Origin of the sequence: Modestobacter sp. Leaf380 (genome assembly GCF_001424485.1) — a bacterium.
Taxonomy (GTDB): Bacteria; Actinomycetota; Actinomycetes; order Mycobacteriales; family Geodermatophilaceae; genus Klenkia.
In genome coordinates, this window is sequence record NZ_LMQC01000019.1 from 88,011 (window position 1) to 106,236 (window position 18,226).

Genomic DNA, 18,226 nt, shown 5'->3' on the forward strand with positions numbered 1-18,226 from the left:
CGGCTCAGTGGGTGAAGCGCGCGACGGCGCCGCGCAGCTCGGTGGCCATGGCGGAGAGCTCCTGCACCGACACCCGGGTGGCGTCCAGCGCCTGGGTGGTGGCCCCGGCGGCGGTGCTCACCCCGGTGATGGTGGCGGCGATCTCGGTGGACCCACCGGCGGCTTCGGCGACCGACCGGGACATCTCGTTGGTGGTGGCGGTCTGCTCCTCGACGGCGCTGGCGATGGTCAGCTGGTAGTCGTTGATCTGTCCGATGACCTCACCGATGCGGCCGATCGCGGCGACCGCGCCACCGGTGTCGGCCTGGATCGCCTCGACGCGGCGGGCGATGTCCTCGGTCGCGCGGGCGGTGGCCTGGGCCAGCTGCTTGACCTCGTCGGCCACGACCGCGAAGCCCCGGCCGGCCTCACCGGCGCGGGCGGCCTCGATGGTCGCGTTGAGCGCCAGCAGGTTGGTCTGACCGGCGATGGCGGTGATCACCTTGACCACGTCACCGATCTCGGCGGAGGAGACGCCCAGCCGGCTGATCGTGGCGTTCGTGGCCTCGGCCTCGGTCACCGCGCCGGCCGCGACGCGGGCGGCCTCGTTGGCGTTCTGGGCGATCTCCCGGATCGACGCCGACATCTGCTCGGCACCCGCGGCCACGGTGGCCACGCTGCGGGAGACCTCGTCGGCGGCACCGGACACCTGGCCGGAGCGGGCCGAGGTCTGCTCGGCCGAGGAGGCGATCTGGGCGGAGGACGCGGACAGCCCCTGGGCGGACGCGGCGACCGCGTCGGCGGAGGCGTCGAGCTGGGCGACCAGCTGCCGGACCTCGGTGACGGCGGCGTCGAGCGCGGCACCGGTGCGCCCGACCTCGTCCCGTCGGTGGAGCCCGGTGGTCCGGGTGAGGTCACGGGCGCCGACGGCCTCGGCGACGGCCCGGATGGACTCCAGCGGGCGCACCAGGGAGCGGGTGACCAGCCAGGCCAGCAGCGCGGCCAGCAGCACACCCACGACACCGGCGACGGTCAGCAGCCAGCCGGCCCGGTTCTGTGCCGCGGCCTGCTCCTGCTCCAGCCCGGCCAGCCGGGCCTGCGCCGAGGCGGCGATCTCGTCGGCGATGTCCAGCACGATGCCGTAGGCCTCGCCGGCCTCGCCGCCGTTGATCGAGGTCTGGGCGGTGGCCAGGCCCTCGCGGGTGCCCGGCCGGATCCACTCGACCACCTGGTCGTCCCAGCCGAAGTAGCTGTCCCAGGCCGGTCGGAGCCCGGCGAAGGCGGCCAGCTCGACGTCGTCCATGCCCGAGGTGTCCACGGTGTCGAGCCACTCGTAGACGGAGTCCCGGCTGGCCAGGAAGCCGGCCCGGTTGTAGCCGTCCTCGCCGAGGGCGACCTCGGGGCCGAACGCGGCGACGTCGGCCAGCACGAAGCCCTGCCACCCGGTGGCGTCGGCGATCTGGAAGCGCATGGTCTCGGCGTCGCGGACGACGCCGTCCACGGCGGTGACCTGCTGGGCCAGGTCGCGCTGCTCGCCCACGGCGACCACGCCGGCGACGGCGCACCCGACCACGAGCAGGGCCACCCCACCGAAGGCCAGTCCGAGCCGGGCGCGCAGGCCCAGGTCGGCGGGCCCGCGGCGGACCGGCGGGGCGGTCACCACGAGAAACGGCCCACGGTGGCGCGCAGGTCGGCGGCCATCCGGGACAGCTCGTCCACGGCGACCCGGGTCTGGCCCAGCGCCTCGGTGGTGGTGCCGGCCGCGGAGGAGACGCCACCGATGTTGGCGGCGATCTCGGTCGTGCCCCCGGCGGCCTCCGCGACGCTGCGCGACATCTCGTTCGTCGTCGCGGTCTGCTCCTCGACGGCACTGGCGATCGTGAGCTGGTAGTCGTTGATCTGACCGATGACCTCACCGATCCGGCCGATCGCCGCCACCGCACCACCGGTGTCGGCCTGGATCGCCTCGACCCGGCGGGCGATGTCCTCGGTGGCGCGAGCGGTCTCCTGGGCCAGTTCCTTGACCTCGTTGGCCACCACGGCGAAGCCCTTGCCCGCCTCACCGGCGCGAGCGGCCTCGATCGTGGCGTTGAGGGCCAGCAGGTTCGTCTGCTCGGCGATGCTGGTGATCGCCTTGACCACCGCGCCGATCTCCTTGGAGGAGGCACCCAGCTTCTGGATGGTCGCGTTGGTGGCCTCGGCCTCGGTCACCGCACCGGCGGCGACGCGGGCGGCCTCGTTGGCGTTCTGCGCGATCTCCCGGATGGAGGCGCTCATCTGCTCGGCGCCGGCGGCGACGGTGGCCACGCTGCGGGACACCTCGTCGGCGGCACCGGACACCACCCCGGACTGCAGGGCCGTCTCCTCCGCCGAGGAGGAGATGCGCGCCGAGGACGAGGCCAGCTGCTGGCTGGAGGCCGCGACCGCGTCGGCCGAGCCGACGACGGAGGCCATCAGGGTGCGCAGGGCGGACTGCGCGGACCGCAGGGCGACCGCCGTCCGGCCGAGCTCGTCGTCGGTGGTCACCTCGGGCTCGACGGTCAGGTCGCCCCGGGCCAGGGCGTCGATGGACCCGCGCAGCGAGCGGATGGTGGCCAGCATGCGGCGGACCACCAGCAGGGTCAGCGTGACGGCGGCCAGCACGCCGATGCCGACGACGAGCCAGATCGTGGTGAGCGCGGAGCCGGCGTCCTCGGCGTCGGCGTCGGCGCGGTCGGCCGCCCGGGCGGCCTGGGCTGCGGCCTCGACCTGCAACGGCTTGCCGACGGCGGCGGCGAGCGGCCGGACCATGTCGCGGTAGACCCGGGTGAACTCGGCCTGGTCACCGGAGTCGGCGCGGGCGAAGAGCACCTCCTCCGCCAGCGTGTAGTACGACCCCAGCATCTCCTGGAAGTCCGCGAAGGCGGCCGGGTCGGCGGCCACCGGCTCGTAGGCGGCCACCTGGGCGGTGATCTCGGCCCGGCGCGTGGTCAGGTCGGCGCGCAGCGACTCACGACCCTCGGCGTCGGAGACCCCGTAGGCCACGACCCGGGCGCGGTCGCCCTGGAAGGAGTCCTGCAGCTGGGCCAGCTGGGTCAGCGGCACGACGGTGTCGCGGTAGAGCTCCTGCTCCCCGGCACGCAGTGCACCGATCCGGACGGCGGCCACGCTGGCCACCGCCAGGGCCACCAGGACCAGGGCGAGCACCGCGGCGCCGATCTTGACCCCGACGGGCCGGTCGACGGTCCAGCGCCGGGCGCGTGCGGCGCGGCTCGCCTGCTCTGACGTGCTCATGGTGGTTCCCCCGAGGGTGCTGCGCTGTGGCCGGCGCGGGTCTGGCGCCGTCTGGTGGTGCCGGTCGTGCGGTGGTGCCGGTCGTGCGGTGGTGCCGGTCGTGCGGTGGTACCGGTCGTGCGGCGGTGCCGGTCGTGCGGCGGTGCCGGTCGTGCGGTGGTGCCGGTCGTGCGGCGGCGAGATGGTGCGGCGGCGCGGTGACCGGCGGGCCCCCGGTGCGGGGGGAGGGGTCACCAGGTGAAGCGGCCCACGGTGGTGCGCAGGTCGGCGGCCATCCGGGACAGCTCGTCCACGGCGACCCGGGTCTGACCCAGCGCCTCGGTCGTCGAGCTGGCCGCGGTCGAGACCCCGGTGATGTTCGCGGCGATCTCGGTCGACCCACCGGCAGCCTCGGCCACCGACCGGGACATCTCGTTGGTCGTGGCCGTCTGCTCCTCCACGGCACTGGCGATCGTGAGCTGGTAGTCGTTGATCTGACCGATGACCTCACCGATCCGGCCGATCGCCGCCACCGCACCACCGGTGTCGGCCTGGATGGCCTCCACCCGGCGGGCGATGTCCTCGGTCGCCCGGGCAGTCTCCTGCGCCAGCTCCTTGACCTCGTTGGCGACCACCGCGAAGCCCTTGCCCGCCTCACCGGCACGAGCGGCCTCGATCGTGGCGTTCAGCGCCAGCAGGTTCGTCTGCTCGGCGATGCTCGTGATCACCTTCACCACGTCGCCGATCTCCTTCGACGACAGCCCCAGCTTCGTGATCGTGGCGTTCGTGGCCTCGGCCTCGGTCACCGCACCCGCGGCGACCCGAGCGGCCTCGTTGGCGTTCTGCGCGATCTCCCGGATCGACGCCGACATCTCCTCCGCACCCGCGGCGACCGTCGCCACGCTCCGGGACACCTCGTCAGCAGCGCTGGACACCACCCCCGACTGCAACGACGTCTCCTGCGCCGACGCCGAGATCTGCGCCGAGGACGCCGACAGCTCCTCACTCGACGCCGCGACCGCATCGGCCGAACCGACGACCGAGGACATCAGGGCGCGCAGGTCGACCAGGGCCCCGTCGAGCAGCTTGGCGGTCTGGCCCACCTCGTCGGCGGAGTCGACCCCGGTGCGCACGGTGAGGTCGCCGCCGGCGAGCGCGGAGACCGCGGCCTGCAGCTTGTGCAGCCGCCCGACGATGGAGCGGGCGACGGCGATGCCCAGGCCCAGGGCCACGGCCAGGCCGACGACCAGCGTGGTCAGCAGCACCCAGCGGGTCTGCTCGTAGGCCGCCGCGGCGGCCTCGGCGTCCGCCTGGGCGGCCGCCGACCGGTCCTCGGCGAGACCGTCCAGGGCGTCCACCACGCCGGTCATCAGCGGGGTCACCTGGGTGTCGCGCAGGTTCTGCCAGCCGGCCCGGTCACCGGCCGCGGTGAACGCGTCCAGCTGGGCGGTCAGGTCCACGTACCGGTCGACGCCGGCGGCGGCGTCGGCGACGACCTGCTGGTTGGCCTCGGACAGGCGGACCGAGTCCGTCAGCTCCGCGGCGGTGTCCTCGAAGGCCTGCACCGACTCGCCGCGGGTGGCCGTCCAGCGCGCCAGCGCCTCGTCGTCCTCGGCATTGGTGGCGTTGGTGCGGTTGAGCTGGGCGAAGCGGATCGAGATGAGCTGGAAGCGCATCTCCTGGGCGAGCTCGACGCCGCGGACGTCGTCGGCGTAGACGACCTGGGTGCGGTCGGCCGAGTCTGAGAGGGCCGAGAGCCCGACGACGCCGACGACGGCTGCGGCCACCGCGGCCACCGACACCCCGGCCAGGATCTTGGTGCGGACGCCCAGGGAGCCCAGGCGGTCGGAGACGGTGGTGCTCATGGTGGTTCCCCCGTGGTGGGTGGCTGGGTGGCTGGGCTGTGCGGGCAGAGCGGGCAGAGCGGGCAGAGCGGGCGGTGTGGGCAGTGCGGGCGTGGGAGGCAGCGCCGCCGGACGTCCGGCGGCGCTGCGGTGCACGGGTGGTGCGGGGCGCGCCGGGACCGGCGGCCTCGGGGGTCAGTCCGCGACGACCCGGGCGACGTCCAGGGCCAGCAGCAGCCGGCCGTCGAGCTTGTAGGCGCCGCGGATCAGCTCGCGGGCGCGGCCGTCCAGGGTGTCCGGCGGCTGCTCGAAGTCCGCTGCGTCGACGTGCACGACGTCGGCGATGCCGTCGACCAGGAAGCTGACGGCCTCCCCGTGCATCCGGACGACGATGACCACGGAGTCCGCGCCCTCGGGCCGGGCCGGGCGGCCCAGCCGCTCGCGCAGCTCGATCGCGGTGACGACCTGGCCGCGCAGGTTGATCAGGCCGGCCACCGCCGGCGGTGCCAGCGGGACCCGGGTGAGCTTCTGCGCCCGGAGGACCTCCTGCACGTGCGCCACCTCGACGCCGTACAGGTCGCCGTCGAGCCAGAAGGTGGCCAGCTGGGTGGTGGCCCGGGTGGTGGTGGGTGCACTCATGTCAGACCGCCAGGAGACCGGTCGGGACGCCGGTGGCGTCGGGGTGGGCAGGGGCGTCGAAGGCGTAGAAGGAGGGGTCCGCGGCGAGGATCGCGGCCCGGACGTCGAGCAGCTCGGTGACCTTGTCGCCGAAGACGGCCGAGCCCAGCAGGCCGGCGTCGTCGATGTCGGAGTGCAGGACCTCGGAGTCGTCGACGATGTCGAGGATCTCCTCGACCACGATCGCGACGGACCGGTCCCGGTCGGCGTACACGATGACCTCGAGGACCTCGCGGGCCGCCGTCTCCTCGCCGTAGCCGTAGCTGGGCATGGCGCCCAGGTGCCGGTCCAGCCGGACGATCGGCAGGATCGCGCCGCGGTACTGGACCACCTCGCGGGAGCCGACGCGTTCCACGCTGTCGGCCCGCAGCTGCTCCAGCCGGGTGACGGTGTCCAGCGGGATCGCGACCCGCCGTCCGCCGCCGATGGCCGCCAGCAGCATCCGCTGCCGCTCGGCCGGGCCGGCGGCGTGCGCGTCGGCCTGGGACTGGGCCCGCTGCTCGGCACGCTCGACGCTCTCGGCGCGCAGCGCCCGTCGGGCCAGTGCCTGGACGTCCAGGATGAGGGCGACGGTGCCGTCCCCGAGGACGGTCGCCCCCGAGTAGAGGCCCATCGACTTCAGCTGCGCACCGACTGCCTTCACGACGATCTCCTCGGTGTTGATGACCCGGTCCACGACCAGGCCGAAGCGACGCCCCTCCGACCGCAGGACGGCGATGACGACGTGGCCGTCGTGCCGGTCCGAGGTCAGACCGAAGACGTCGGCCAGCCGGACCAGCGGCAGGAGCTCGCCGCGCAGGCGGTAGACCTGGGCCCCGCCGATCTCCTCGACCGCGCTGGCGGCCTTCTCGGCGTCCAGGCTGACCAACTCCTGCAGGCTCACCTGCGGGATGGCGTACCGGTCACCGGCGCACTCGATGGTCAGCGCCGGCACGATCGCCAGCGTCAGCGGGATGCGCAGCCGGGTGCAGGTGCCCCTGCCGGCCTCGGACTCGATCTCGATGGTGCCGCCGATGGCCTCGATGTTGGTCTTGACCACGTCCATCCCGACACCGCGGCCCGAGACGTTGGTGACGGCGGCCGCGGTGGAGAAGCCCGGGGAGAAGATCAGCTGCAGCACGTCGGAGTGGCTCATCCGGGACAGCGCGTCGGCGGTCACCAGGCCGCGCTCCACGGCCTTGGCCCCGACCCGGGCGGCGTCGATCCCGCCGCCGTCGTCGGCGACCTCGACCACGACCTGGCCGGACTCGTGCCGGGCCCGCAGGCTCAGGACGCCGTCCGCGGGCTTGCCGGCCGCGCGTCGGGCCTCCGGGGTCTCGATGCCGTGGTCCACGGAGTTGCGGACCAGGTGGGTCAGCGGGTCCTTGACCGCCTCGAGCAGCGTCTTGTCCAGCTCGGTCTCGTTGCCCTCCATCGCCAGCCGGACCTGCTTGCCGCACTGCTGGCCCAGGTCGCGGACGACGCGGGGCAGCTTGGACCAGATGTGGTCGATGGGCTGCATGCGCGTCTTCATGACGCCCTCCTGCAGCTCGCTGGCGATCAGGTTCAGCCGCTGCCCGGCTCGCACCAGGTCGGTGTCGGCCTGCCGGGAGACGTACTGCACGATCTGGTTGCGGGTCAGCACCAGCTCGCCGACCAGCTGCATCAGGGCGTCGAGCAGGTCGACGTCGACCCGGATGGTCGAGTCGGCGACCGCGCGGCGGCCGGGGGCCTGCTCCTCGTGGTGCTCCTCGGCGGCGGCCCGGGCGGGGGCCTTCGGCGCCGGGGGCGGGGTCTGGTCGGTGCGGCGGACCGGGACGGCGTCCACGACCTCGGCGGCCTCGGCCAGCACGGCGCTGGCCTCGGTGACGGCCACGCCGGCCGGCAGGTCGTCGAGGACCGGGTCGGGGGCGGTGCCCTCGGCGGTCGCGGGGGGCTCGGTGGCCTCGGCGGCGGCCGGTGCGGCGGTGCCCGTCGTCCCGGGGCCGGCGGCGGCTGCCACGGCCACGGGCTCCATCGAGGCGACGATCGCGGCCACGGCCGGGGACACGTCGACGGCGCCCTCGCTGCCGGCGGTCTCGATCGAGCCGAGCAGCTCGCGGACCGTGTCCACCATGGTCAGCAGCGCGTCGGTGCGGTGCGGGGTCAGCTCCAGGACGCCGTCCCGCAGCTTGGAGAGCATGTTCTCCCCGACGTGCGTGACCTCCTCGAGCTTGCCGAAGGCCAGGAAGCCACTGGTGCCCTTGATGGTGTGGATCGTCCGGAAGATGCTGGACAGCCGCTCCCGGGACCCGGGGTCCTGCTCGAGGGCGACGAGGTCGCGGTCGAGCTGGTCGAGGTTCTCGTGGCTCTCCACGAGGAAGTCCTCGACGATGTCGTCCATGCCGTCCACGCGTCACCGTCCAAGCGAGTCATCGCAGCGGTCGTGCTCCGCTGTCGAAGGCGGTTACGGCCTGGCCGGGACGTTCTCAACCCGAAGTGGTGAGCCTTTCTCCGCGCATTCCGCGAGTGCGGCGACGACCATTCCGAGAATGGTCGACGCCTGAGGTGTCACCGCCCCTGCGGCCCCACGGTCACCACCCGTACCAGGTCGACACGAGCCCGGAGCAGCGGTGTTTACGCAGCCAACGACACCGAACGAGGGCGTCCGGCCGGGCGGTGACGTCGTCCGCCGGGTCGACACGGTGACTCGCCGGGAATGGTCACCGCGACGCTCGTGTCGACTCGACGACCGGCGGCGGACGACCATTCCCGGAGAGTGCGTCCGACGTCACCGGATCGTCACCGGGGAGGCCGGTCGACCGAGCGACCGGGGGCCCGCCGCCGACCGCCGTAGACTCGGGGGTCCCGTACGACCCCAGCACCGTGTCCCTGCCTCCGGGCGCGCCGGTGAAGACAGGAGCACCGTGAGCACCGCCGCCACCGAGGCCGCGCGCCGGCGCACCTTCGCCGTCATCAGCCACCCCGACGCCGGCAAGTCCACGCTCACCGAGGCGCTGGCGCTGCACGCGCACGTCATCGGCCGGGCCGGCGCCGTGCACGGCAAGGCCGGCCGCGGGGCCACCGTGTCCGACTGGATGGACATGGAGAAGGCCCGAGGCATCTCCATCACCTCCGCGGCCCTGCAGTTCGCCTACCGCGAGGCGGTGGTCAACCTGCTGGACACCCCCGGGCACGCCGACTTCTCCGAGGACACCTACCGGGTGCTCACCGCCGTCGACGCGGCCGTGATGCTGGTCGACGCGGCCAAGGGCCTGGAGACCCAGACGATGAAGCTCTTCGCCGTCTGCAAGCACCGGGGCATCCCGATCATCACCGTGGTCAACAAGTGGGACCGGCCGGGCCTGGACGCCCTGGCGCTGATGGACGAGATCCAGGAGCGCACCGGCCTCACCCCCACCCCGCTCACCTGGCCGGTCGGCATCGCCGGGGACTTCCGCGGCGTGCTGGACCGCCGCGACGGCAGCTACCGGCACTTCACCCGCACCGCCGGCGGCGCCACCATCGCCCCCGAGCAGGTCATGGACCCCGACGCCGCCCTGGCCCAGGAGGGCGAGGCCTGGACGACGGCCCTGGAGGAGAGCGAGCTGCTGGAGTCCAGCGGCGCCGAGCACGACGAGGAGCTCTTCCTCGCCGGCGCCACCACCCCGGTCCTCTTCGCCTCTGCGGTGAGCAACTTCGGCGTCGGCCTGCTGCTGGACACCCTGGTCGACCTGGCTCCCCCGCCGGCCGACCGGCCCGACGCCGACGGCAAGCCGCGCGCCCTCGACGACCCGTTCAGCGCCTTCGTCTTCAAGGTGCAGGCCGGCATGGACACCGGCCACCGCGACCGGCTGGCCTACATCCGGGTGTGCACCGGGGTCTTCGAGCGCGGCATGGTCGTCACCAACGCGGCCAACAACCGGCCCTTCGCCACCAAGTACGCCCAGCAGGTGTTCGGCCGGGACCGGGAGACCATCGAGACCGCCTACCCCGGCGACGTGGTCGGCCTGGTGAACGCCAGCGCGCTCGGCGTCGGCGACACCCTGTTCGTGGACGCACCCGTCGTCTACCCGCCGATCACCACGTTCGCCCCCGAGCACTTCGCCGTCGCCCGGGTCGCCGACACCAGCAAGTACAAGCAGTTCCGCAAGGGGATGGACACCCTGGCCGGCGAGGGCGTCGTGCAGGTGCTGGTCTCCGAGTGCCGCGGCGACGGCGCCCCGGTGCTCGCCGTCGTCGGGCCCATGCAGTTCGAGGTGGCCCAGCACCGGATGGAGCACGAGTTCGGCGCCAAGGTGAGCCTGGAGAACCTGCCCTACAGCCTGGCCCGCGCCACCGACGCCGAGTCCGCCGCCGAGATCTCCAAGGCCCGGGGCGCCGAGGTCATGCAGCGCCCCGACGGCGAGCTGCTGGCGCTGTTCACCGACAAGTGGTCGCTGCGGGCGCTGGAGCAGAACAAGCCGCACCTGACCCTGACGCCGCTGGTCGCCGCCCAGCTCTGACCCGGGGTCTCAGACCTCGCGCAGGGCGCGGTGCTGGTCGAGCCGGTCGGTGTAGCTGACCGCGTTCGCCCGGATCCGCTCGACCGCGGCGTCGCCCATCTCGCGGACGACCTTCGCCGGGACGCCGGCGACGAGCGACCCGGGCGGCACGAGGGTGCCCTCGGTGACGACGGCTCCGGCCGCGACGATCGAGCCGGCCCCGATGTGCGCGCCGTTCATGACGACGGCGCCCATGCCGACCAGCACGTCGTCGTCGACCCGGGCGCCGTGGAGCACGACCCGGTGCCCGACGGTGACCCGGTCTCCCAGCACCAGCGGGGAGCCCGGGTCGCTGTGCAGCGTGGAGCCGTCCTGCACGTTGGAGTCGGCGCCCACGACCACGACCTCGGCGTCGGCACGGACCACCGCGCCGTACCAGACCGAGGCCCGGGGGCCGAGGGTCACGTCGCCCACCACCACGGCGGTGGGGGCGACGAAGGCGGTGTCGTGGACGGTGGGGACGCGGTCGCCCAGGGCGCCGATCAGAGGAGGCTGCACGCCTCCTGCCTACCTCACTGGCGGGTGCGTCGCGCCTTCAGCACACCCAGCCGCTCGGTGAGCAGCTCGTCGAGGTCGGAGATCTCGCGACGCTCCAGCAGCATCTCCCACGGGGTCTTGCTGACCCGCGGGGGGCCGGTCTTGCGCTGGCGCCCGGTCGTCGGGGGCTCTTCACCCTCGGCGAGCACCGGCGCCTGCGGCGTCTGGGGGGTGACCACGAGGACCGAGACCCGCCCGTGGTTCGGGCAGGCCCAGGCGTTCGGGGGCACGGCGTCGGCGGCCATCGTCACGCGGACGTCGTGGCCGGCCGGGCACTCGTAGGTGTGGGTCAGGGTGTCGGCGAGGACGGCGCCGCGGACGTTCTCCAGGCTGGTCGCCCCCATCCGAGACCCACGCAGGTTGTCAGCCACGACGGGCTCTCCTCGGGTCGGTGGGGTGTTGTACTACTCCACAGTAACCCCACCCGACGATGCGCAAACGCGGTTTACGCCGCTGGGGTCGACAGGAGACCCCGGCGACCGCTCAGCTGAGCGGGCTGGGCACGATCCGCGGGCCGGGACGACGGGCCGCGGGCTGTGCCGCCGTGGCTGCCGTGGACGCCTGGGCGAGCGCGGCGCGGTGTGCGGAGACCAGCTGGGACACCCGGTTGCGGGTGACCCCGGCCTCCCGGGCCACCGCGGAGGGGGCGTAGCCGGCCTCGACGGCCGCCACCAGCGCCGCCTCCCAGGTCCGCTGCGCGTCCCGGGCAGCGGACTGGGCGGCCTGCCGCTCGGCATCGGCGAGCCGGATGGCCCGGATCGCAGCGTCCGTCGTGGTGTCCTGACTGCCGTTCATCTGGCCCACGATAGGCGGGGAACCGGTCCCGTGGGGTCCAAACCGCTCACGAGCCCTGCGACTCCCCCTCGGGCGAGGCGCCCCGGACCAGCCCGAACGCCGCTTCCGCCACCCCGTCGGCGAGCCGGACGGCGGCGGGGTCGGTGCTCAGCAGCGTGCCGATCCAGGCGTCGACCCGACGCCCCCGGGAGACGCACAGGCCGCGCACCGTGCCCTCGACCCGGAACCCGCAGCGCTCGGCGACCCGCCGGGAGGCGTCGTTGCCGACGTACGCGCGCCACTCGACCCCGACCAGGCCGCGGGTGCCGAAGCCCCACCCCAGGGCGAGGTCGAGGGCCCGCGCCATCACACCGCGCCCGCGCGCCCAGGGCGCGAGGCCGTAGCCGATCTCGGCCCAGTCCCCCTCCTGCAGGCGCAGGTCGACGGTCCCGGCGAACCGGCCCTCCACCTCGACCGCCCAGGCAGCGAGCCATCCGTCGCGCCAGCCCGCATCCACCGCCGCGAGGAAGCCCGCGGCGTCGGCGGCCGTGTAGGGCGCGGGCACGGCGGTGAAGCGCTGCATCTCCGGGTCCTGGCACTGGGCCACCACCTCGGGCACGTCGTCGGGGCGGTGGGCGCGCAGCCGGACCACCCCGTCGGTCTTCTCGGGTGCGGTGTCCACGCCCCCATCGTCAGACGGCGGGCAACCGGGTTCCCACGGCGGGCACCGGGTCGACGTCCACGACGGCCGCCGGCCGGTCGCCGGCGCGGACCAGCACGATCCCGGCCAGGACGACGACCCCGCCCACCAGCTGCACGACACCCGGTTCCTGGCCGAGCAGCAACGCGGCGAACAGCACGGCGAAGAGCACCTCGGTGAGCCCGATGAAGGAGCTCAGCCGGGAGCCCAGCCGGCGGATCGCGGCGACGCCCGAGGCGTAGGCGAACGCGGCAGCGACCAGGGCGAGGCCCAGCACGGGCACCAGCCAGCTGGTCGGGGAGCCGGCCAGCTCGACGTCCGCGGTGGCGGTGTGCCAGGGGACGAGGCCGACGGCGGCGGCCACCCCGAGGACGACCGCTCCGACGCCGAGGCCGCCCCAGGCGCTGACCAGCGGCGGCAGCGCGCCGTCGGACCGGGCCGAGACGATGAAGTAGACGGCGAGCCCGACCGCGGCCATCAAGCCGTAGACGACGCCCAGCGCGTCGATCTGCGCACCGCGGACGACGTCGAGCACCAGCACCAGCCCGACTACGGCGACGACGACACCCGCCGCGGTGACCGGGCTCGGGCGCTGCCCGTGCCGCAGCCAGGTCCACAGCACGACGAGGACGACGCCGGAGTACTCGAGCAGCAGGGCGACGCCGACCGAGAGCCGGGAGACCGCCAGGAAGTAGGTGAGCTGACAGCCGGCCACGGCCAGCACGCCGAAGGCCAGCACCGCACCGGCGTTCTCGCGCAGCAGGTGCCAGCGGCCGCGCAGCTGGAGCACGGCAGGCACGGTGAGCACGAGGGCGGCCAGCCCGACGCGGACGGTGACCGCGGCCGCCGCACTCCAGCCGGCGTCCATCAGCCCGGTGGCGAACACCCCGGAGGTGCCGAACGCGGCCGCGGAGGCCAGGGCGAGCAGGAGGCCGGTCGACCCGGTACGACGGTCCAGCACGGCAGTTCTCCTCACGACGGCGTCAGGACCATCGGGACGTACACTCCTGACGTGCCGGACCGTAGCAGAAGTCAGGAGCTACATGCTCTTTGCCCATGACACCGAGGTGGGGCTGCATGCCGCCGCCGGCCTGGTGAACACCGCCAGCGGTTCGGGGGCCGGCACCGAGCTGCTCCCCGACCCGGCCGCACTGGACGCGTTCCTGGACACCTGGGCGTTCACCGGCGACCGGGTCGGCGACCTGCCCGAGCTGACCGCGGTGCACGCGCTGCGGGCCGAGCTGGCGCAGATGTGGGACGCCGACACCGACGGCGTCGTCGCCGTGGTCAACCGGCTGCTGCAGGAGGGGCGCGCCCTCCCCCAGCTGGTCCGGCACGGCGACTGGGGCTGGCACGTCCACGCCACCGAGGCCGGCGCGCCGGTCGCCCACCGGATGGCGGTCGAGGCGGCGATGGCGGTCACCGACCTGGTCCGCACGGAGGAGCTGGACCGGCTGGGCCGCTGCGAGGCCGAGGGCTGCGGCGCGGCCCTGGTGGACCTGACCAAGAACCGGTCCCGCCGCTTCTGTGACGCCAGCTGCGCCAACCGGACCCACGCGGCCGCCTACCGCGCCCGCCGCCAGCGCGGCTGAGCCGCTAGAGGTCGACCTCGCTCAGCACCCGGGGGACCTCCGCCGGCAGCTCGCGGGCCAGGAAGCCCAGCCGGCCGACCTGGGCGGCCAGCCGCTCCCCCGCACGGCCGTGCAGGTGGGCGGCCCACACCGCGGCCTGCGCGGGCTCCGCGCCGCGGGCCAGCAGGCCGGCGACCACCCCGGCCCGGACGTCGCCGGACCCCGAGACGCCCAGCCCAGCACCGCCGCTCTCGTCCCGCCACAGCCGACCGTCGGGTGCCGCGACCCAGCTGGTCTCCCCGCCCAGTGCGACCACGGCCCGCGCCCGGGCCGCCATCTCCCGGGCGGCCTGCGGTGGGTCCTCGACCTCCTCCACGTGCAACCCGAAGGCCAGCTCGGTCGGGTTCGGCGTGAGCACCACCCGGCCCTCCAGGTGGTGCAGACAGGCCGGGTCGGCCGTGACGGCGGCCAGGCCCAGCGCGTCCAGTGCCAGCGGGCCGGACAGCTCGGGCAACAGCCGCTGCACCAGCAGCCGGGTCTGCTCCTCGTCCACCATCCCGGGCCCGACCAGCACCGCGGCCGCGCTCTCGGCCAGGTCCAGCACGCGGTCGGCGGCATCGGCGCGCACCGCACCCTCGTCGGTCTCGGCGAGCCCGCGGACCAGCGCCTCCGGCAGCGCGGACGACGTCACCGGCGCCAGGCTGCGGGGGACGGCGACCTGGAGCTTCCCCGCCCCCGACCGCAGGGCGGCCTCGGCGGCCAGCAGCACCGCGCCCAGGGTCTCGGTGCTGCCACCGACGACCAGGATCGAACCGCGGGCCTCCTTGCCGCCGGTGGGTTCGGGCAGCCGCCACCCACGCAGCACCTGCGGGGTCACCAGGGTGGGCTGGGGCTCAGGGGTGCCGGGCTCAGGGGTGCCGGGCTCAGGGGTGCCGGGCTCAGGGGTGCGGGACATCGGCTTCCTCGGTGACCTCGGGGGCACGCACGTCCGCCAGGTGCTCGACGGAGTTGAACGACTGCAGCGACCAGCCCCCGTCGTCCGCACGGTGGCGGGTGACCGAGGTGTTCGCGACCTGCTCGTGCCGGTCGACCTCCAGCAGCTGGGACTCGGTGAGCTCCTCGAGCACGTACCGGAAGACCATGACCACGGCCTGGTGGCTGACGACGAGCAACCGCTCGCCGTCGTGCCGCAGCGCCTCGGTGGCCAGCACGCTGCGCACCCGCAGGGCGACGTCGGCCCAGCTCTCCCCGCCCGGCGGGCGGTACCAGAACTTGCCCAGCAGCTGCCGCCGCTGCGCCTCCTCGGGGTACCGGTCCCGGATGCCGCCGGCGGTCATCCCGTCGAAGGCACCGAAGTCCCGCTCGCGCAGCCGTTCGTCGAACCGGACGGACAGGCCCAGCCCGGCGGCCGCTCGGTGCGCGGTGTCGGCGGCCCGGGTGAAGGGCGAGCTGAGGACGGCGGTCGGTGGACCGGGCTGCCCGGCCAACCACCGCCCCAGCGCGTCGGCCTGCTGCTCCCCGGTCGGGGACAGCGGCACGTCGGGGTCGCGGACGTCGAGGTCCAGCCGGTCCACACCGAGTTCCTGGGCGCGCGCGTCGGCGAGGTTGCCCACGCTCTCCCCGTGCCGCACCAGCCAGAGCTCCTCGGGGCCGGGCGGTCTGCGGGACACCCGGACACGGTGACCGTCGGTACCGGTTCCGAAACCCCGACCGGGAGGCCACGATGGCGGCCATGCCCGACGACTTCGAGCGCCGCTCCTTCGCCACCGCCGACGAGGCGCACGCCTGGTTCGACGAGCACGGCGCCGACACCCCGGGGCTCTCGGTGCTGCTGGCCAAGAAGGGCGCCTTCCCGTCGCTGACCTGGGCCGGGCTGGTCGAGGTGCTGCTGTGCCACGGCTGGATCGACGGTCGGGCCAACGCGGTGGACGAGACCTCCTGGACGATCCGCACCACGCCCCGGAGAGCGAAGAGCATCTGGTCGGCGAAGAACGTGGCCACCGTCGCCGAGCTCGAGGCCGCAGGCCGGATGCGCCCGGCCGGACTGGCCCAGGTCGAGGCCGCCCGGGCCGACGGCCGGTGGGCGCAGGCCTACGCCGGCCCGGCCACGATGACCGAACCCGAGGACCTCACCGCAGCACTGGCCGCCACCCCCGGCGCCCGGACCGCCTTCGACGCACTGACCAGGTCCCAGCGGTACGCGGTGCTGCACCGGGTGCAGACCAAGCGGACCCCGGCCGGCCGGGCTGCGACCATCGCCGACCTGGTGGGGCGGGTCGCCGGAGGTCGCCCACTCTGACGAACGGTCTCGTCAGGAGAGGGGTCGTCTCGCTACGCTCTCCGTCGTCGAGCCGTCGTCCGGCGACGGGATCCGCAGCCCCCGGGAGTGACCCATGACCACCACCGAGCAGCCCGTCACCGAGCCGGGGCGCTACGGCCCGGACAGCGTGGACAACCTGTGGCTGCACTTCTCCCGGATGGGCGGCTACACCGAGCACGCCCCGCCGGTGATCGTGAAGGGCGAGGGCCACTGGATCTGGGACGACCGGGGCCGCAAGTACCTCGACGGGCTCGCCGGGCTCTTCGTCGTCCAGGCCGGGCACGGACGGCGGGAGCTGGCCGAGGCCGCGGCGAAGCAGGCCGAGACGCTGGCCTTCTTCCCGCTGTGGTCCTACGCGCACCCCTCCGCCATCGAGCTGTCGAAGCGGCTGGCGGCCGAGGCCCCCGGCGACCTCAACCGGGTCTTCTTCACCACCGGCGGCGGCGAGGCCGTCGAGACCGCGTGGAAGGCGGCCAAGCAGTACTTCAAGCTGGTCGGGAAGCCGGCCAAGCACAAGGTGATCAGCCGGGCGGTGGCCTACCACGGCACCACCCAGGGGGCGCTGTCCATCACCGGCCTGCCCGCGCTCAAGCAGGACTTCGAGCCGTTGGTGCCCGGGGCGTTCCGGGTGCCCAACACCAACATCTACCGGGCCCCGTACTTCGGCGACGACCCCAAGGCCTTCGGTCGCTGGGCCGCCGACCAGATCGAGCAGCAGATCCTCTTCGAGGGCCCGGACACCGTGGCCGCGGTGTTCCTGGAGCCGGTGCAGAACGCCGGCGGCTGCTTCCCGCCCCCGCCCGGCTACTTCGACCGCGTGCGCGAGATCTGCGACCAGTACGACGTGCTGCTCGTCTCCGACGAGGTCATCTGCGCCTTCGGCCGACTGGGCACCACCTTCGCCTGCAGCAAGTTCGGCTACGTGCCGGACATGATCACCTGCGCCAAGGGGATGACCTCGGGCTACTCCCCCATCGGCGCGATGATCGCCAGCGACCGGGTGATGGAGCCCTTCCTGCGTCCCGGCGTCTCCTTCCCGCACGGCTACACCTTCGGCGGCCACCCGGTCTCGGCCGCCGTCGGGCTGGCCAACCTGGACCTCGTCGAACGCGAGGGGCTCAACCAGCACGTGCTGGACACCGAGCACGACTTCCGCCGCACCCTGGAGAAGCTGAACGACCTCCCGATCGTGGGCGACGTCCGCGGCGACGGGTTCTTCTACGGGATCGAGATGGTGAAGGACAAGGCCACCAAGGAGACCTTCGACGACGCGGAGAGCGAACGCCTGCTGCGCGGGTTCCTCTCCCAGGCGCTCTTCGATGCCGGCCTCTACTGCCGCGCCGACGACCGCGGCGACCCGGTCATCCAGCTCGCCCCGCCGCTCACCTGCGGCCAGCCCGAGTTCGACCTGATCGAGCAGACGTTGCGCTCGGTGCTCACCGAGGCCTGGTCCCGCCTGTAGCCCGTCCCCGCCCTTGCCCCCCCCGCCCCCGAGCGTGGATCAGGGGCGTTCACCAGAGTCCGTCCACCCGCACCACATGTCGTGTGGGTGGACGGACTCTGATCAGGGACCCTGATCCAAGGTCCAGGGGCGGGACGGGTCAGGCGGCGGGGTCGGCGGGGACGCAGAGCACCGGGCGGGTCGACAGGTGCAGCAGCTTGTAGGCCACCGAGCCCAGGAAGGCGCCCTTGAGCGGGCTCTCCCCGTAGGTGCCGACGACGATCACCCGGGCGTCGTGCCGGTCGCCGGCGGCCAGCAGGGCCGGCACCGGCTTCTCGGCCACGACCTCGACGACGGTGGTGACGCCGGCCGCCTCGGCCTCGGTGACGGCGTGCGCGAGCGCCGTCCGGCCGATCTCGGTGAGGGCCCGCGCGTGCTCGCCGGCCTCCTCGCCCACGACGCCGGGCGGGGCCGCGCCGTAGACGAGCACGAGGGGCTCCTCCAGCTTCCCGGCCAGGTCGATGGCCAGTCCCAGGGCGCGACGGGCGCCCGGGGACTCGTCGTAGCCCAGCACGATGCTCACTCAGTTCTCCTCAGGGACGACGGGGCAGGGGTCACGGGGCGGGGT

17 protein-coding genes are annotated in these 18,226 nt (G+C 74.0%); 4 read left to right on the forward strand and 13 right to left on the reverse strand.

The features are described 5' to 3' along the window. Positions 1–4: 4 nt before the first annotated feature. From ASG41_RS12880 to ASG41_RS12900, 5 genes are all read right to left on the reverse strand, one after another. Complete coding sequence (locus ASG41_RS12880) at positions 5–1,639, reverse strand: methyl-accepting chemotaxis protein (RefSeq protein ID WP_235564773.1); 1,635 nt, start codon at positions 1,637–1,639, stop codon at positions 5–7. Further along, entirely contained in the window at positions 1,636–3,252 is a 1,617-nt protein-coding gene (locus ASG41_RS12885; protein WP_056295308.1) for a methyl-accepting chemotaxis protein, read from the reverse strand. Before ASG41_RS12885 ends, ASG41_RS12880 begins: the two co-directional genes overlap by 4 nt. 230 nt (positions 3,253–3,482) lie before the next feature. After that, positions 3,483–5,096, reverse strand: a complete 1,614-nt coding sequence (locus ASG41_RS12890; protein WP_056295311.1) for a methyl-accepting chemotaxis protein — start codon at positions 5,094–5,096, stop codon at positions 3,483–3,485. Positions 5,097–5,270: 174 nt separating this feature from the next. Continuing rightward, entirely contained in the window at positions 5,271–5,714 is a 444-nt protein-coding gene (locus ASG41_RS12895; RefSeq protein WP_056295314.1) for a chemotaxis protein CheW, read from the reverse strand. Between the two features lies 1 nt (position 5,715). Further along, positions 5,716–8,115: a chemotaxis protein CheA gene (locus ASG41_RS12900; RefSeq protein WP_235564774.1), complete on the reverse strand. Its 2,400-nt coding sequence runs from the start codon at positions 8,113–8,115 to the stop codon at positions 5,716–5,718. A gap of 523 nt (positions 8,116–8,638) precedes the next feature. Between ASG41_RS12900 and ASG41_RS12905 the strand changes: the two genes are divergently transcribed. After that, entirely contained in the window at positions 8,639–10,216 is a 1,578-nt protein-coding gene (locus tag ASG41_RS12905) for a peptide chain release factor 3 (protein ID WP_056295319.1), read from the forward strand. 9 nt (positions 10,217–10,225) lie between these two features. Here ASG41_RS12905 and ASG41_RS12910 read toward each other — a convergent pair whose 3' ends face one another. The 5 genes from ASG41_RS12910 to ASG41_RS12930 form a co-directional block, all read right to left on the reverse strand. Next, positions 10,226–10,753 carry a gamma carbonic anhydrase family protein gene (locus ASG41_RS12910; RefSeq protein ID WP_056295322.1) on the reverse strand — a complete coding sequence of 176 codons (528 nt, stop codon included), beginning with the start codon at positions 10,751–10,753 and terminating at the stop codon, positions 10,226–10,228. 14 nt (positions 10,754–10,767) lie between these two features. After that, positions 10,768–11,163, reverse strand: coding sequence for an RNA polymerase-binding protein RbpA (locus tag ASG41_RS12915; RefSeq protein WP_082556898.1), 396 nt, complete (start codon positions 11,161–11,163; stop codon positions 10,768–10,770). A 112-nt stretch (positions 11,164–11,275) separates the two neighbouring features. Further along, complete coding sequence (locus ASG41_RS12920; protein WP_157519402.1) at positions 11,276–11,587, reverse strand: hypothetical protein; 312 nt, start codon at positions 11,585–11,587, stop codon at positions 11,276–11,278. A 46-nt stretch (positions 11,588–11,633) separates the two neighbouring features. Further along, on the reverse strand, positions 11,634–12,248 hold the full coding sequence (locus ASG41_RS12925) for a GNAT family N-acetyltransferase (protein WP_056295331.1): 615 nt from the start codon (positions 12,246–12,248) through the stop codon (positions 11,634–11,636). A 10-nt stretch (positions 12,249–12,258) separates the two neighbouring features. Next, positions 12,259–13,227, reverse strand: a complete 969-nt coding sequence (locus ASG41_RS12930; protein WP_056295338.1) for an EamA family transporter — start codon at positions 13,225–13,227, stop codon at positions 12,259–12,261. An 82-nt stretch (positions 13,228–13,309) separates the two neighbouring features. Here ASG41_RS12930 and ASG41_RS12935 point away from each other — a divergent pair, with 82 nt between their 5' ends. Beyond that, on the forward strand, positions 13,310–13,858 hold the full coding sequence (locus tag ASG41_RS12935; RefSeq protein WP_056295341.1) for an ABATE domain-containing protein: 549 nt from the start codon (positions 13,310–13,312) through the stop codon (positions 13,856–13,858). Positions 13,859–13,862: 4 nt separating this feature from the next. Here the strand turns inward: ASG41_RS12935 and ASG41_RS12940 are convergent, their stop codons facing one another. Both ASG41_RS12940 and ASG41_RS12945 read right to left on the reverse strand, forming a co-directional pair. Further along, entirely contained in the window at positions 13,863–14,792 is a 930-nt protein-coding gene (locus ASG41_RS12940; RefSeq protein ID WP_082556899.1) for an NAD(P)H-hydrate dehydratase, read from the reverse strand. Then, a complete protein-coding gene (locus tag ASG41_RS12945) occupies positions 14,776–15,507 on the reverse strand; it encodes a histidine phosphatase family protein (protein WP_056295343.1) in 732 nt (243 codons plus the stop codon). The genes ASG41_RS12940 and ASG41_RS12945 overlap by 17 nt, the downstream gene beginning before the upstream one ends. A gap of 62 nt (positions 15,508–15,569) precedes the next feature. On the opposite strand from ASG41_RS12945, the gene ASG41_RS12950 reads away from it, so the two are divergent. Further along, entirely contained in the window at positions 15,570–16,136 is a 567-nt protein-coding gene (locus ASG41_RS12950; RefSeq protein WP_157519404.1) for a YdeI family protein, read from the forward strand. A 94-nt stretch (positions 16,137–16,230) separates the two neighbouring features. Next, positions 16,231–17,619 (forward strand): aspartate aminotransferase family protein, encoded by a 1,389-nt coding sequence (locus ASG41_RS12955; protein WP_056295348.1) that lies wholly within the window; start codon positions 16,231–16,233, stop codon positions 17,617–17,619. Between the two features lie 139 nt (positions 17,620–17,758). Here ASG41_RS12955 and ASG41_RS12960 read toward each other — a convergent pair whose 3' ends face one another. Beyond that, entirely contained in the window at positions 17,759–18,181 is a 423-nt protein-coding gene (locus ASG41_RS12960; RefSeq protein ID WP_056295352.1) for a universal stress protein, read from the reverse strand. Positions 18,182–18,226: the final 45 nt, after the last annotated feature.

What these genes read in the sequence shown, in the direction of transcription:
- ASG41_RS12950 (WP_157519404.1), top strand. Translation starts at nt 15,570, where the DNA reads ATGCCCGACGACTTCGAGCGCCGCTCCTTCGCCACCGCCGACGAGGCG.
- ASG41_RS12890 (WP_056295311.1), bottom strand. Translation starts at nt 5,096, where the DNA reads ATGAGCACCACCGTCTCCGACCGCCTGGGCTCCCTGGGCGTCCGCACC.
- ASG41_RS12940 (WP_082556899.1), bottom strand. Translation starts at nt 14,792, where the DNA reads ATGTCCCGCACCCCTGAGCCCGGCACCCCTGAGCCCGGCACCCCTGAG.
- ASG41_RS12885 (WP_056295308.1), bottom strand. Translation starts at nt 3,252, where the DNA reads ATGAGCACGTCAGAGCAGGCGAGCCGCGCCGCACGCGCCCGGCGCTGG.
- ASG41_RS12955 (WP_056295348.1), top strand. Translation starts at nt 16,231, where the DNA reads ATGACCACCACCGAGCAGCCCGTCACCGAGCCGGGGCGCTACGGCCCG.
- ASG41_RS12900 (WP_235564774.1), bottom strand. Translation starts at nt 8,115, where the DNA reads ATGGACGACATCGTCGAGGACTTCCTCGTGGAGAGCCACGAGAACCTC.
- ASG41_RS12895 (WP_056295314.1), bottom strand. Translation starts at nt 5,714, where the DNA reads ATGAGTGCACCCACCACCACCCGGGCCACCACCCAGCTGGCCACCTTC.
- ASG41_RS12935 (WP_056295341.1), top strand. Translation starts at nt 13,310, where the DNA reads ATGCTCTTTGCCCATGACACCGAGGTGGGGCTGCATGCCGCCGCCGGC.
- ASG41_RS12920 (WP_157519402.1), bottom strand. Translation starts at nt 11,587, where the DNA reads ATGAACGGCAGTCAGGACACCACGACGGACGCTGCGATCCGGGCCATC.